Origin of the sequence: Nannocystis pusilla, assembly GCF_026626665.1 — a bacterium.
GTDB classification, from domain to species: domain Bacteria; phylum Myxococcota_A; class Polyangia; order Nannocystales; family Nannocystaceae; genus Nannocystis; species Nannocystis pusilla.
The window spans coordinates 4,570,754-4,583,476 of sequence record NZ_JAPNKE010000002.1 but is presented as its reverse complement, the minus strand read 5'-3'; the positions used below and the strand labels follow the sequence as shown (position 1 = coordinate 4,583,476).

Sequence of the window (12,723 nt, the reverse complement as noted above, 5' to 3'; positions counted from 1 at the left end):
CGGCAGCTCGACCTTGGCGGGCACGTAAGGGGTCCAGACGTCGAGGTCGACCGGGTCGACTGCCGTGAAGGGGGCGACGACGCAGCGCACGCCGGAGGTCGCCTCGGGGCCGTAGGGCGGGTCCTGGACGAAGTCGAGGCGGGGCTCCTCGCGCCAGCTGCCGCCGCGCAGGCGCGGGAACTCGCCGCGGAGGGTCCACTCGGTGACGTCGCCGGCGAGGTCCTGCACGCCCTCGGGGCTGGCGCCGGCGGGGTGCTGTCCCACGGGACAGGTGCTGCCGCTCTGGATGCACGCGCGGGTGCGGTCGAGCGGGAGGTTGCCCCACGGCCAGGTGCCGCCGCCGTCGCGCGCGCGGGCGGCGTACATCCACTCCTCGTCGTTCGGCACGCGCTTGCCGAGCCAGCTGCAATAGGCGCGGGCCTGCTCGAAGTCGACGCAATTGACGGGGTGGTCGCCGCGGTCGGCCCGGGTCAGGTTGCACTCGGCGATGTTGCCGACGACCGTGGGGGTGCAGGCGCCGGCGCGGACGCAGGCGCCGTAGGCGGCGGTGGTGACCTCGGTGAGGTCGATGCAGAAGCGGCCGACCTGCCCGGGGCCGGGTCTGCCGTCTTCGACGAGGACCATGCCCTCGGCGCACGGGCTCTGCGGCTCGCGCGCGTGCTCGTGCGGGGTGCAGGCGAGGAGCGCGACCAGGCCGAGCCAGCGACGGGTCATGCGAGGACGCTATCACGGGGCGCGCGCAGGGGCGCGGCCCGAAGGTCACGCGGGCAGCGGGAATGCGCGGGGTCGGTGGGGCGTCGGCGGCCGGGCGCTGTGGGATACTCGCGGCGCAACCGGTCATGCCGACGCTGATTTCACGCGACGAGGCGCTGCGACGCATCGAGGCCGAGGGCGGGGCGCCCGAGTGTCTGATGTGCGCGATCGTCCGCCGCGAGGTGGGGGCGGTCCATGCGATCGCCGAGGACGCGACGATGCTGGTGATGCTGCCCCGCTACGTGCGCCGCTGGGGCCACGTGATGGTGGTCCCGAAGCCGCACGTGACGTCGTTCGCGGAGGTGGAGCCCGCCCTGTGGGCCCGCGCCAACGCGATGGCGCACCAGGCGGCGCGGATGGTCGAGCGGGTGATGCGGCCGCGTCGCTGCTACGTGGCGTCGACGGGCAGCAGCGCGGGCGAGATGACGCAGACGTCGCGCCACCTGCACGTCCACGTGATCCCGCTGTACGAGGCCGACGACCGGCCGAGCGACGTGTTCTCGTGGAGCGAGGGGATCTACGTCGGCGAGCCGGAGGAGTGGGCGGCCCTGCAGGCCCGCTACCGCGAGGTCTGGGACGCGAGCTGAGCGAAGGCAGGGGACCCGCGAGGCCTGGCCTTCGGGGCAGGTCGCTTCGGCGGGCGCGAGGCGGAGGCGCGAGCCGAGCGAAGGAGCGAGGCTCGCGGGAACCTGACCTTGGGGGCAGGTCGGGTCGGGGGACGCGAGGTCGGAGGCGCGGGCCGAGCGAAGGAGCGAGGCTCGCGGGGACCTGACCTTGGAGGGCAGGTTGGGTCGGTGGACGTGAGGAGGTGCGAGCCGAGCGGGGCTCGCGGGACCTAACCTTGGGGGCAGGTTAGGTCGGTGGACGCGAGGTCGGAGGGGCGAGCCGAGCGAAAGAGCGCGGCTCGCGGTTACCTGACCTTGGGGGCAGGTTGCGTCGGTGGACGCGAGGTCGGAGAGCGAAGGAGCGAGGCTCGCGGGACCTGACCTTCGGGGAAGGTGAGGTCGGGCGGGTGAGAGCGCCTGCTACGGGGCCGCGAGCGGAGCCTCGGGGAAGGACGCTTCCGGGCGGTGGACCAGCGGCTCGCCGGCGGGATCGTAGCCGCGGAGGGCGGCGATGACCGCGGCGAGGTTGGCGGGCGTGGGCCGATAGCGCTCGTTGTCGAAGGCGAGGCGGGCGTGCCAGCGGTCGAGCGGGGTCGGCTCGCGCGGGGCGGTGGGCCACACGGCGGTGGCCGGGGCGCGCAGGGCAGCGGGGGGCAAGTGGGCGAGGTCGCCGCGGCGGAGCGACTCGAGCAGGGCGAGCTCGGCGTCGAGGCGGGCTCGGATGTCCGGGGTAGCGACGGACCACGCGGCGACCTGCGATTCGTTGCAGACGACGTACTCGCGGAAGGCGATCGGGTCGTCGGGGCCGTCGCGGACGTGATAGACGGCGCCGATCCGTCCGGGCTCGGCGAGGGCGACGGCGAGGTCGACTGGCTCTCCGGACATGTCCTCGAGGACAAACGGCTCGGCGGCGTGCGGGCGGAAGCCGACCACGAGGGCGTCCTCGGCGAGGTCGATGCGGACGAGGGCGTCGCCGTAGCGGCGCTCGCCGAGGCCGAGGACGGTGGCGAAGGGGCTGGTCCAGGCGTAGCGGCGGCGGCGATGGCCGGGGTGGTCGCGGAGGATCGCGGCCAGCGGGTGGACGTCGAGGAGGCGGTCGAGCGCGCGGAGGTAAGGCGAGCGCTCACCGACGTCGCCGTCGGCGACGAGCAGGCGCCGCGAGCGGCGGAGGGCGTCGACCTGCGCCGCGGTGGTCCAGGTGTAGAGGACGCGGCGGGCGAAGTCGTCGTGGTGGACCGCCGCGTCGTTGCGCGCGGCGGGCCGGGGCGGGAGGTCGGGAACTGGCGCGGAACGTTGATTCGCGGGCTCCGGCGCCGGCGGAGCGTCGAGGGGGCGCTCGCCGGCGTCGCGCGCCGGGCCGCATGCGAGGACCACGAGGCACCAGGCGGCGCGGGTCGGCGAGCGGCGAGGAGGTCGGCGCACGCGGAGAGCATAGCCCCGTTCGAGGGGCGGCGAATAGCGGGCGCGGGCCGGGGTGGAATGGGTATTCGCGAACGCAGGGGATTCTGGGGATTCGTGGTGACGCGGGGTGCGATGATTGGGCGCAGACGTCGGGGTGGACGCGGCGGTGGTAGCGAGCGCGCGCCCGCGCTCGATTGGTGGCACCGCGGCGGCGAGGTGCAACGCGTTTCAGCGGCGCGATCGCGGACGCCCGAGAGTGCCGACAGTCGCTGCGGCGGGCGCGGCGCCGGTACGAATGTTCGCCCGGGCGCGAGCGGGCGGCGGTATAAACATACCGTTCATGGCCAACGCGAAGATCAACATCGGCTTCGATATCGAATGGGATCTCGACCGCGGTTTGAATCTGTGGGCCGGGGTGCCGACGCTGAGCATGTGGGTGCCGTCGTCGGTGGCCGGGCTGATGTCGGGCCTGTGCGCGATGGTGGGGGTCGAGCGCTTCAACCTGTGCCTGCAGCTCGGCGGGCAACAGAGCGTGGAGGGCGACTGGGAGGTGATCGCCGGCGCGCCTTCGTTCGAAGAGGGCCTGGTGCGGATGCAAGACATCGCCTGGCCGGCCGGGTGGGGCCGCTGGCTGCTGGTCTCGCTCGACCGGGTCAGGCAGGAGGCCCGCTATCGCGTGATCAACGGCTGGGAGGCGCTGTACCAGCGGGCCCTGAACGTGAAGTGGGGCAGCGCGATGATCGCGGGCAAGCTGGCCGGCATCACGGCGAAGCTGTTCGGGGTGCCGTGCTGGGCCGAACAGACCAGCTTCGCCGCCGACGGGGCCGAATACGACGAGTTCTTGGTGACGCCGACGACGGTGACGCTCGAGGAGCGGATGCAGCAATTGCTGGCGGCGGGGCAGGCGACCTCCGCGGACCTGGCGGTGGCGCTGCAGCAGCTGAAGACGGAGATCGAGGAGCGGGCGCGCTCGGAGCAGCAAGTGCGCGAGAAGCTGCTGCTGATCCAGCAGCAAGAGCGAGCGCTGCGGACGCTGTCGGCGCCGATCCTGCGGATCTGGAGCGGGATCCTGGCGGTGCCGGTGATGGGCGCGCTCGACGAGACGTCGGTGGCGACGCTGATGGAGCGGCTGCTGCACGCGATCGAGGGCTCGGGGACGCAGCACGTGATCCTCGATCTGACCGCGGTCGAGCTGGTCGATACCAACACGGCCGACCACCTGCTCCGCATCGTCCGCGCGGTCGGCCTGCTCGGGGCGCGGGTGATCGTCACGGGGATCCGGCCGGCAGTGTCGCAGACGCTGGTGTCGCTCGGGGTCGATCTGGGCAAGATCCAGACGCAGCGCGACATGGAAGAGGGGCTGCGCGTGTGCCTCGGCGGCGAGGTCGGGCGCCGGAACTGAAGGGGTCGCCCCGCTCCGTACCTCCGGATCTGCCGCCCGCGTCGCCGGATGGAGCGCCGCCCGACCCGAGGCGTCCCCGAGGGCATCGTCTCCTCGACTCGTTCGGCTCCGAGCCTGGTCTGTGGGCCTATCCGCTGCCGTATGACGAGCCGCGCTCGGCGTCACGCAGCGGCCCGCGCCTGCGCGGTTGCGATGGCAAGGATGGCGCTGGCCGCGGGGATGGACTCGAGGTGAACGGGCGCGCTGGCGGGTGGCGACTGTCTCGTGATGATGGCAGTCGTGGAGCGCTCCGCCAGCCCCGGCGAGTTGTCGATGACGTGGCGAATCGGTGATGCGATTGGCGATGATGCCAGTCTTGCGGCCCGGCGATGTCTCGGCAATGATGGCAGACACCCGCCTCGGCGGCGGTCGCTGGCCGCGACGATGAGGTCGGCAATGATAGCAGTCGCGTGGCGGTGGCGGCGATGGTCCGGGTAATGACGCCAGTCGCGTGACGGCGCGGCCATGGTCCTGGCCATGATGCCGGTCGGTCTCGCGTCACGCGGGCGGGCGGGTGCGGACGAGCAGGACGAGCAGGCCCCAGGCGAGCAGGCCGGCGGCGGCGCCGAGCCAGCCGGCGCCGGCGGGGAACAGCAGGGTGTCGGCGACGACGGCCCCGAGCAGGCCGCCGACGCACTGGGCGCAGGTGTGGGCCATGAGGTCGATGGCGGCGAGGCGGCCGAGCATCGCGTTGGGCGTGAGCTGCAGCCGGGTGGTCGAGGTGACCCAGGTGGCGCCCATGCCGAGGCCCCACAGCACCGAGGCGACGACGAGGACGGCGGGGACGTCGAAGGCGGCGAACAGGGCGACGCCGGCGAGGGTGACCGCGGTGCCGAGGTGGATGCCGGAGACGGTGCCGCGCAGGCGGGCGACGCGGGCCCACAGCAACGGGCCGACGCCGGTGCCGATGCCGCGCACGCCGTGCATGACGCCGAGGGTGACCGCGACGGCTGCGGCCTGCTCGCGCCCGGCGACGGCGTGCAGCAGGACCCACGCGCCGCCGTTGGCGAGGGCGACGGGGATCTTGGCGAGGGCGACGTGCAGCAGGGCCGGGTCGCGCCAGGTGCGGCGCCAGGCGGCGAGGAAGTCGGGCGGGACGACCATCGAGGCGGAGGCGTCGCCGGCGGTCCGCTCGCCCGGGCGCAGGCGCGGGAGGGTGGCGAACAGCAGGGCCGCGAGCACGAAGGTGGCGGCGTCGATCGCCAGGGCCCCGTGCGGACCGACGAAGGCGGTGACGAACCCGCCGGCGGCGACGCCGAGGGCGAAGATGGTGCTCCAGGTGGCGCCGAGGAGGGCGTTGGCGGCCCCGAGCTGGTGCGCCGGGACGAGCTGCGGCAGGGCGGCGCTGGCGGCCGGATCGGTGAAGGCCGACAGGGCCATGCGCACGAACACGAGGGCGGCGAGGGCGGCGGTGCCGGCGTCGCCGCTGCCGACCACCGCGATCATGACGAGGACGACGAGGGCCCGCAGGAGGCTGCCGACGACGAGGATGGTGCCGCGATCACGGCGATCGGCGATCCGACCGGCGAACGGCGCGAGCACGGCCCGCGGCAAGGTGTGGGCGACGAGGACGGCGGCGACGCCGTAGAGACCTGTACTTTCGGACAGGGCGAGGGTGCCGACGGCGACGTAGGTGAACCAGTCGCCGAACAAGGAGATCGCCTGGGCGATCCACAGGCGCCGGAAGTTCCGGTTGGCGAGCAGGCCCGGCGTGGACACACCGCGATGATAGGCGAGCGAGCGGCCGCGCGGGGCGCCCCGACGCGCGGGCCGGCGTGCGCTGAGGCGCGTGCGCGCGTGAAACCCGGCGGGCGATTGCGGTGCATGCAGGGGCGCGCCCGAGCGGGGCTGCGGTGGAGGCGGCGCTGCGCTACATTCGCTTGCGTGTCGGAGCTCGAGGCCCTGCCCGCGGAGGAGCGCCAGGAGTGGTTGCTCGAGGGGCTCGGGGCGCTGCTGCGGCAGGCGGACTGGCAGCACTTCGTGTGCACGCCGATCGTGCTGCCGCGGCCGGAGTTCTTCCCCGACCGCTTCACGCGCAGCGCGGCAGGGGTGCTGCGGCTGGTGCGGCGGCTGTTCCGCTACGCGGACCTCGAGCTCGGCGCGGAGATCGAGCTGTACGAGGGGCGACCGCCGGCGCCCGAGGGGCCGGTGGCGCTGGGGGCGACGCATCACCACGAGGGCGCGGCCGGGCTGTTCCTTGGCATCGAGGCCGGGGTCGCCCGCTTCGGCGCCGACCTGGCGCTGCTCGACGATCCGGGCGGGATCACGGCGACGTTGGCCCACGAGGTGGCGCACGCGTACCGCTCGCACCACGCGCTGTGCGTCGAGGACCACGACCTCGAGGAGGAGCTGACCGACATGACCGCGGTGTTCCTCGGCTTCGGGGTGCTGAGCGCCAACGCGGCGCTGCGCCACACTTCGGAGCCGATCTACGACGGGACGTTGCGCTCGCGCTGGTCGGTGCAGCGGCTCGGGTACCTGTCGCCGCAGGAGCTGTGCTTCTTGCTGGCGGCGCAGGTCCACGCGCGCGGGGCCGGCCGCGAGGCGGTGCTGGCCTGCCTCGGCACCAATCAAGCCAGCTACTTCCGGGCGGCGCTGCGCCGGCTCGAACGCGAGCGGCCGGCGCTGGCGAGCGACCTGGGGCTGCCGCCGCGCGAGCTGGCCGCCGCCGGACAGCGTGGCGACGCTGACGCGGGCGCTGGACGACACGCACGACGAGCTCGAGCGCGACGAGCCGATCGCGCCGGCCCTGCCGGAGAAGGTGTCGAACGCGGGCCGCCCGGTGTTCCGCGTGTGGCGACGCAGCCGCGCCGACCAGGCCGCGCTGGCGCTGCCGGTCGGGATCGCCGGGCTCGTCGGGTGCGTGGCGGCGGCGATGATCCACGAGGCGGGGATCGCCGCGGTGCTGGTGGCGTCGGTGCTCGCGGTCCGCCTGGCCGGTCGCCGGCGCCGGCCGTGCTGCTCCGAGCCCGAGTGTCAGGCGCTGCTGAGCCGCGCCGCGGGGACGTGCCCGGGCTGCGGCGGGACGATCGCGGGGGACATCGGGCGCCCCGAGGAGCGACTGGCCGCGGCCGAGGCGCTGCGGCTGCGGGCGGGGGGATGAGCGGGGGCGATGCCATGTCCCGAAGGACATGTCTCTTCAAAGATGTTTAAAGGGACATGCGACGAAGGACATGTCCCTTGAAGCATGGGATGACTGTCCAGGGCGCGCGAGCTGGCAGGTCGGCCGCGAGGATCGCCCTCGCGTGGCGACGGCGGGCGCGTCGCTCGGCGCCAGGTGAACTCGCGGCCGCGCGATAGGGCTCGGCTCGCGCACCACCGCAGAAACACTCGCTCGCATCATGGGGAGTCGTCGGCCTTCGTCGCGCCGTGGCTGTTCACCGAGGCACGAGGAAGTCGGGCGCCAGGACGGCTCGTCCTTCGCGTCTCGACCCTGCCTCAGGAACATCCTGGAGCGCCGCGTCGGTTGGATGAGCGGGCGGATGTCGCAAGCGCCAGAGATCCTCGGAAGGCCGACCTCCGTTCGCTGCTGCCGGGTTGCGCGCGGGCGCGACGGCGGCAATGCTCGGCGCATGAACGAGGAGCTGCGCGCCGACCTCATAAGATGGATCGCCGAGGACGACGAGACGCGCGAGCGACTGGCGCGCGACGGCAGCCTGTTCGCCGGCTACCACCCGGAGATGGAGGCGGTGCACCGGCGCAACGCGGCCCGGCTGCGCGAGGTGCTGGCGCGGGTCGGCTGGCCGGGGCGAGCGCGGGTGGGTGAGGACGGGGCGAGCGCGGCCTGGCGGATCGTGCAACACGCGATCGGCGAGCCGGAGCTGCTGCGCGGCTGCCTGCCGCTTTTGCAGCGGGCCGCCGCGGAGGGCGACGCCGATCCGGCGGAGGTGGCGAAGCTGGAGGACCGGATCCGCGTGTCCGAGGGCCGGCCGCAGCGCTACGGCACGCAGTACGATTGGAGCGAGGACGGCACTGCCATGGTGCCGATGGTCGGGGTCGAGGCGCCGGAGTCGCTGGCGGAGCGGCGCGCGGCCGTCGGCCTGCCGCCGATGGTGTGGCGCCATCCGCCGCCGCCCGGCGTGCAGCCGCCGGCGGACCACGCGGCGCGGCGGGCCGAGATGGAGGCGTGGGCGCGTCGCGTCGGCTGGCGCTGAGGACATGTCCTGAGGGACATTGTACCGAGAGCCGGCACGTTCGCCGTGAGACGACGTGGCGGCGCTCTCCGTCGCATCCGCCACGCGAAGGCTCGGCTCGCGCGGGCGGTCGTGGTCCGGCGAGTTCGCGGCCCACGACCGTGGAATCGACGGCGCGAGCGTGGGCCCGGGTTCGCCGGAGGGCACGCTTCCTGCGCGCCGCGGCGAGGGGGCGAGCCGGCGTGGGGAGGCCGGTGCACAGGCGCGTCGAGGCGGGCGCGGGCCGCCGGCGCGACGGCGTTCTGCTGGCGATGAGGGCCGGGGCGACCGGCCGAGCTCGCTCGCGGAGGGGCTCGGCGGGCCGGGCGACGGCGCCGTGGGCCGGGCGTCGTGCTAAGTTCCGCGGCCGGAGACACCGATGGGAACCAGCAAAGCCAGCGCTCAGTGGGAAGGTTCGATCAAGACCGGCAAGGGCTCGATGAAGCCGGAGCACGCGCCCGAGATCCCGTTCTCGTTCGCCTCGCGGTTCGAGGGCCAGCCGGCCAGCAACCCCGAAGAGGTGGTCGGCGCGGCGCTGGCGGGCTGCTTCTCGATGGCGCTGTCGCTCAGCCTCGAGAAGGCCGGGACGCCGCCGCGATCGATCCACACCGCCGCGGCGGTCAAGCTCGAGAAGGACGGCGAGGGCTTCTCGATCACGACGATCGAGCTGACCACCGAGGCCGACGTGCCGGGCCTCGACGCCGACAAGTTCACCGAGATCGCCGAGGCGACCAAGAAGGCGTGCCCGGTGTCGAAGGCGCTGGCGGGCGTCCGCACGATCGCGCTCAAGGCGTCGCTGCGCTCGGCGGCGCAATAAGGGCCGCAGGGGCTCGAACCGCGCTGCGGTCCGGGCCCGGCGACGCGGGGCGGCTCGCGTCACCGACCTCGTCACCTCGCGTGGCCGGCGAGCGAGGGCCGCCGCGCCGGGAGGCGAGGCCCGCTGCGGTCGGGGCGTGTCCTCGGGACAATGTCCCTGGGGACAGGTCCTCGAGGGCATGTCCCTTCGGACATGCCCGTGTGGGCACCCGGCGAAGTCGCCTCACTTGATGGCGACGATCTCGACCGGACCGCGGCGGCCGAGGATGTGGATGCCGACGTCTTCGGGGTGGCGGTGGAGGGCGAGGTCGATGTTGCCGGTGCCGACGCGGAGGTTGCGGATCGAGACGCGTTCGAGCGCGGGGGGCAGGGCGGAGCGGACGAAGCGGACGCGGCCCTCGGTGCCGTCGACGCTCATGCCGAGGGCGGCTTGCAGCAGCAGCAGCGGGGTGGTGGCGGCCCACGCCTGCGGCGAGCAGGCGACGGGGTAGTTCGTCGGGCCGGCGCCGTCGCGGCGAGGGAAGCCGCAGAACAGCTCGGGCAGGCGGCTGAGCTCGGCGAACCGGGTCGCGTCGAACAGGGCCTCCATGATGCGGAGGACGTGGTCCTTGAGGTTGTAGCGCGACAGGCCGAGGGCGATAAGCGCGTTGTCGTGGGGCCAGATCGAGCCGTTGTGATAGGACATCGGGTTGTACCGCCGCTCGCGCGTGCTGACGGTGCGGATGCCCCAGCCGGAGAACATGTCGTCGGCGAGCAGGCGGTCGGCGAGCCGACGCGCGCGCTCGGGCAGGGCGATGCCGCTGAACAGGCACTGGCCGGCGTTCGAGGTGCGCACGCAGCACGGCCGCTTGCCGCCGTCGAGCGCGAGCGCGTAGCCGTCGAGCTCGTCGCACCAGAACACCTCGTCGAAGCGGGCGCGCAGGCGTTCGGCGCGGGCCCGCAAGATCCGCGCGCGGCCCTCGTCGCCGAGCAGCTCGGCCAGGCGCGCGCCGCCCTGACACGCGGCGTAGACGTAGCCCTGGACCTCGCACAGCGCGATCGGGCCCTCGGCCGGGCTCCCGTCGGCGTGGAACACCGCGTCGTGCGAGTCCTTCCAGCCCTGATGGAGGAGGCCGGCCTCGGAGCGCCGGCCGTACTCGACGAAGCCGTCGCCGTCGAGGTCGCCGTAGCGCTCGATCCACATCAAGGCGCGCTCGATCTGCGGCCACAGCTCGGCGATCGTGGCGCCGTCGCCGGTGTGCTCGTGGTAGGCGGCGGCGAGGACGACGAACAGCGGGGTGGCGTCGACGCTGCCGTAGTAGCGCTTGAACGGGATCTCGCCGAGCGCGGCCATCTCGCCGCCGCGGATCTCGTGGACGATCTTGCCGGGCTCGGCGTCGGCGGCCGGGTCCATGCGGTCGGCCTGGCTGGCGGCGAGGAAGCGCAGGACGCCGCGCGCGAGGTCGGGGCTGACCCACATGGCGGCCAGGGCGGCGATGATCGCGTCGCGCCCGAACGGGGTCGAGAACCACGGCACGCCGGCGTACGGGTAGAGGCCGGCGGGGGTGCGCGTGATCATCATGCGCAGGTCGGCGAGCGAGCGGCAGATCCAGTCGTCGAACTGCTCGCTCGAGCTGTCGACGCTGCAGTCCTGGGCCGAGAACTCGTGCAGGAGCTCGATCGCCTGGGTGAGGGCGACGCCGTACGGGAGGTCGGCGGGCCGCTCGTCGCCGACCTCGCAGGCTACGGCGAGGGAGACCTCGCGGGTCACCCTGGACGCGAGGTGGAGGCGGTACAGCACGCGGTCGGGGGCGCGGACCTCGGGCGCCGGGTCGAAGCGCAGCCGGGTGCGCCGCTCGACCCCGTCGAGGCCGGTGTAGGCGAGCACGACGGAGCTGTCCGAAAGTTCAGGTGAATGGAGGGCGCCGCGGCGCTCGCGGCGGGTGCCGCGGACCTCGAACACGTCGGCGAAGTCGGCGGCGAAGGCGATCTCGAGGTCGACGTCGACGGGGTCGGGGCCGTAGTTGGTGAGCCGGAGCCGCTCGTGGCAGGCGGCCTGCCACAGGAACTTCTCGCGCGCGACGTGCAGGGTGCCGTGGTGGATGACGGGCTCGCCGCCGGGCGGGAGGTCGGGGTTCATCATGTCGACGACGAACACCGTGTTGTCGCGGCTGACGGTCGAGCTCAGCAGCGGCAGCGGCTGGCCCTCCAGGCGCAGGCGCAGGGCCGAGAGGAAGCGGGCGCCGTCGTGGTAGAGGCCCTGGGCGCCCAGCACGCCCCACGGGCGGATGTCGCCGAAGCGGTCGAACACGGCGAAGGTGTCGCCCTGCTTGAGCACGCGGGCGCCGCTCAGGGTGAGCGAGGCGGTGGCGAGGATCTGGAACCGGTCCTCTTCGTCTTCCGCGGGCCTGGTCATGGCGATGCGGCCACTCCTCCGCCGCGGTCCTCCACGATCGCACCATAGAGGCGCATGTAATCGCGGGCCATGCGCTCGGCGCTGAAGCGGCGTTCGAACCGCTCGCGGCAACGTCGACGATCCAGCGTCATCGCTCGCGCCGCCGCCGCCGCCGCCGCCTCGAGCGAGTCGACGCAATAACCGGTGACGCCCTCGTCGAGGACCTCGGGGATCGAGCCGCAGCGGAAGGCGACGACCGGCGTGCCGCACGCCATGGCCTCGATCATCGCCAGGCCGAACGGCTCGGGCCAATCGACGGGGAACAGCAGGCAGCGGGCCTTGCCGAGGAAGGCGCCCTTGTCGTCCTCGCCGATCTCGCCGACGTACTCGACCAGCGGATCGGCGAACAGGCCGGCGACCTCGCGCTCGTAGTATTCGCGGTCGTGGCGGTCGATCTTGGCGGCGACCCGCAGACGCATGCCGAGCCGGCGGGCGATCGCCACCGCCCGGTCGACCCGCTTCTCCGGCGAGACCCGGCCGATGAACGCGAGGTAGTCGTCGGGCTCGGGCTCGAAGCGGTAGAGGTCGAGCGGGAGGCCGTGGTAGACGTTGCCGATGAAGCGGGCCTGGGCGAGCGGGCGGCGCTGGGCCAGCGAGATCGAGACCACCGGCATGTCGGCGAACTCGTCGAAGACGGCCTGCAATTCGCGGGTGTCGAGGCGGCCGTGCAGCGTGGTCAGCTGCTTCACGCCGAGCCGGCGGCTGAGCGGGAAATGCAAGTAGTCGATGTGGAAGTGGACGACGTCGAATTCGTGGGCGCGCCGCGCGACGCGCTCGAGCAGGCGGATGGTCGGCGCCAGCGAGTCTCGACATTCGGGGTCGAGGCGCAGCGCGCGGGCGCAGATCGGGTCGAGCTCGGCGCGCGTGCGCGAGTCGCCCGAGGCGAACAGCGTGACGTCGGCGCCGCCGCGCACGAGCTCCTCGGTCAAGTACGAGACGACCCGCTCGGTGCCGCCGTACGTGTGCGGCGGTACGCTCTCGAAGAGCGGTGCCACTTGCGCGATGCGCATGCGCGACCTCCACCCCGCGGGGCGGGCCGAAGCTAGCGCGATTCCCAGGGGTCGCAAGCGGGCTGCGGGCGGCGCCCGGTCGAGGCAGCAG

9 protein-coding genes and 1 pseudogene are annotated in these 12,723 nt (G+C 73.5%); 5 read left to right on the top strand and 5 right to left on the bottom strand.

Going from position 1 to position 12,723, the window contains the following annotated elements; translation table 11 throughout:
* Positions 1–249 precede the first annotated feature (249 nt).
* A pseudogene (locus OV079_RS58230) lies at positions 250–624 on the bottom strand (formylglycine-generating enzyme family protein); the annotation flags it as partial.
* Between the two features lie 215 nt (positions 625–839).
* Here OV079_RS58230 and OV079_RS20165 point away from each other — a divergent pair.
* The gene (locus tag OV079_RS20165; protein ID WP_267770463.1) at positions 840–1,340 is read left to right on the top strand and encodes an HIT family protein; all 501 of its coding nucleotides are present in this window, start codon (positions 840–842) and stop codon (positions 1,338–1,340) included.
* Positions 1,341–1,778: 438 nt separating this feature from the next.
* Here OV079_RS20165 and OV079_RS20160 read toward each other — a convergent pair whose 3' ends face one another.
* On the bottom strand, positions 1,779–2,780 hold the full coding sequence (locus OV079_RS20160; RefSeq protein WP_267770462.1) for a hypothetical protein: 1,002 nt from the start codon (positions 2,778–2,780) through the stop codon (positions 1,779–1,781).
* A 319-nt stretch (positions 2,781–3,099) separates the two neighbouring features.
* Between OV079_RS20160 and OV079_RS20155 the strand changes: the two genes are divergently transcribed.
* Positions 3,100–4,161, top strand: a complete 1,062-nt coding sequence (locus tag OV079_RS20155) for an STAS domain-containing protein (protein WP_267770460.1) — start codon at positions 3,100–3,102, stop codon at positions 4,159–4,161.
* Between the two features lie 537 nt (positions 4,162–4,698).
* On the opposite strand, the gene OV079_RS20150 is transcribed toward OV079_RS20155, so the two are convergent.
* On the bottom strand, positions 4,699–5,919 hold the full coding sequence (locus tag OV079_RS20150) for an MFS transporter (protein ID WP_267770459.1): 1,221 nt from the start codon (positions 5,917–5,919) through the stop codon (positions 4,699–4,701).
* Positions 5,920–6,084: 165 nt separating this feature from the next.
* Here OV079_RS20150 and OV079_RS56085 point away from each other — a divergent pair, with 165 nt between their 5' ends.
* The 3 genes from OV079_RS56085 to OV079_RS20135 all read left to right on the top strand — a co-directional run bounded on the left by OV079_RS56085 (position 6,085) and on the right by OV079_RS20135 (position 9,189).
* Positions 6,085–7,353, top strand: coding sequence for a hypothetical protein (locus tag OV079_RS56085; protein WP_267770458.1), 1,269 nt, complete (start codon positions 6,085–6,087; stop codon positions 7,351–7,353).
* Between the two features lie 419 nt (positions 7,354–7,772).
* A complete protein-coding gene (locus OV079_RS20140) occupies positions 7,773–8,354 on the top strand; it encodes a DUF6624 domain-containing protein (protein ID WP_267770457.1) in 582 nt (193 codons plus the stop codon).
* 397 nt (positions 8,355–8,751) lie between these two features.
* Complete coding sequence (locus OV079_RS20135) at positions 8,752–9,189, top strand: OsmC family peroxiredoxin (protein WP_267770456.1); 438 nt, start codon at positions 8,752–8,754, stop codon at positions 9,187–9,189.
* A gap of 222 nt (positions 9,190–9,411) precedes the next feature.
* On the opposite strand, the gene OV079_RS20130 is transcribed toward OV079_RS20135, so the two are convergent.
* The gene (locus tag OV079_RS20130; protein ID WP_267770455.1) at positions 9,412–11,583 is read right to left on the bottom strand and encodes an amylo-alpha-1,6-glucosidase; all 2,172 of its coding nucleotides are present in this window, start codon (positions 11,581–11,583) and stop codon (positions 9,412–9,414) included.
* Positions 11,580–12,632 (bottom strand): glycosyltransferase family 4 protein, encoded by a 1,053-nt coding sequence (locus OV079_RS20125; protein WP_267770454.1) that lies wholly within the window; start codon positions 12,630–12,632, stop codon positions 11,580–11,582. The genes OV079_RS20130 and OV079_RS20125 overlap by 4 nt, the downstream gene beginning before the upstream one ends.
* Positions 12,633–12,723 lie beyond the last annotated feature (91 nt).

What these genes read in the sequence shown, in the direction of transcription:
- OV079_RS20125 (WP_267770454.1), bottom strand. Translation starts at nt 12,632, where the DNA reads ATGCGCATCGCGCAAGTGGCACCGCTCTTCGAGAGCGTACCGCCGCAC.
- OV079_RS20130 (WP_267770455.1), bottom strand. Translation starts at nt 11,583, where the DNA reads ATGACCAGGCCCGCGGAAGACGAAGAGGACCGGTTCCAGATCCTCGCC.
- OV079_RS20140 (WP_267770457.1), top strand. Translation starts at nt 7,773, where the DNA reads ATGAACGAGGAGCTGCGCGCCGACCTCATAAGATGGATCGCCGAGGAC.
- OV079_RS20155 (WP_267770460.1), top strand. Translation starts at nt 3,100, where the DNA reads ATGGCCAACGCGAAGATCAACATCGGCTTCGATATCGAATGGGATCTC.
- OV079_RS20135 (WP_267770456.1), top strand. Translation starts at nt 8,752, where the DNA reads ATGGGAACCAGCAAAGCCAGCGCTCAGTGGGAAGGTTCGATCAAGACC.
- OV079_RS20165 (WP_267770463.1), top strand. Translation starts at nt 840, where the DNA reads ATGCCGACGCTGATTTCACGCGACGAGGCGCTGCGACGCATCGAGGCC.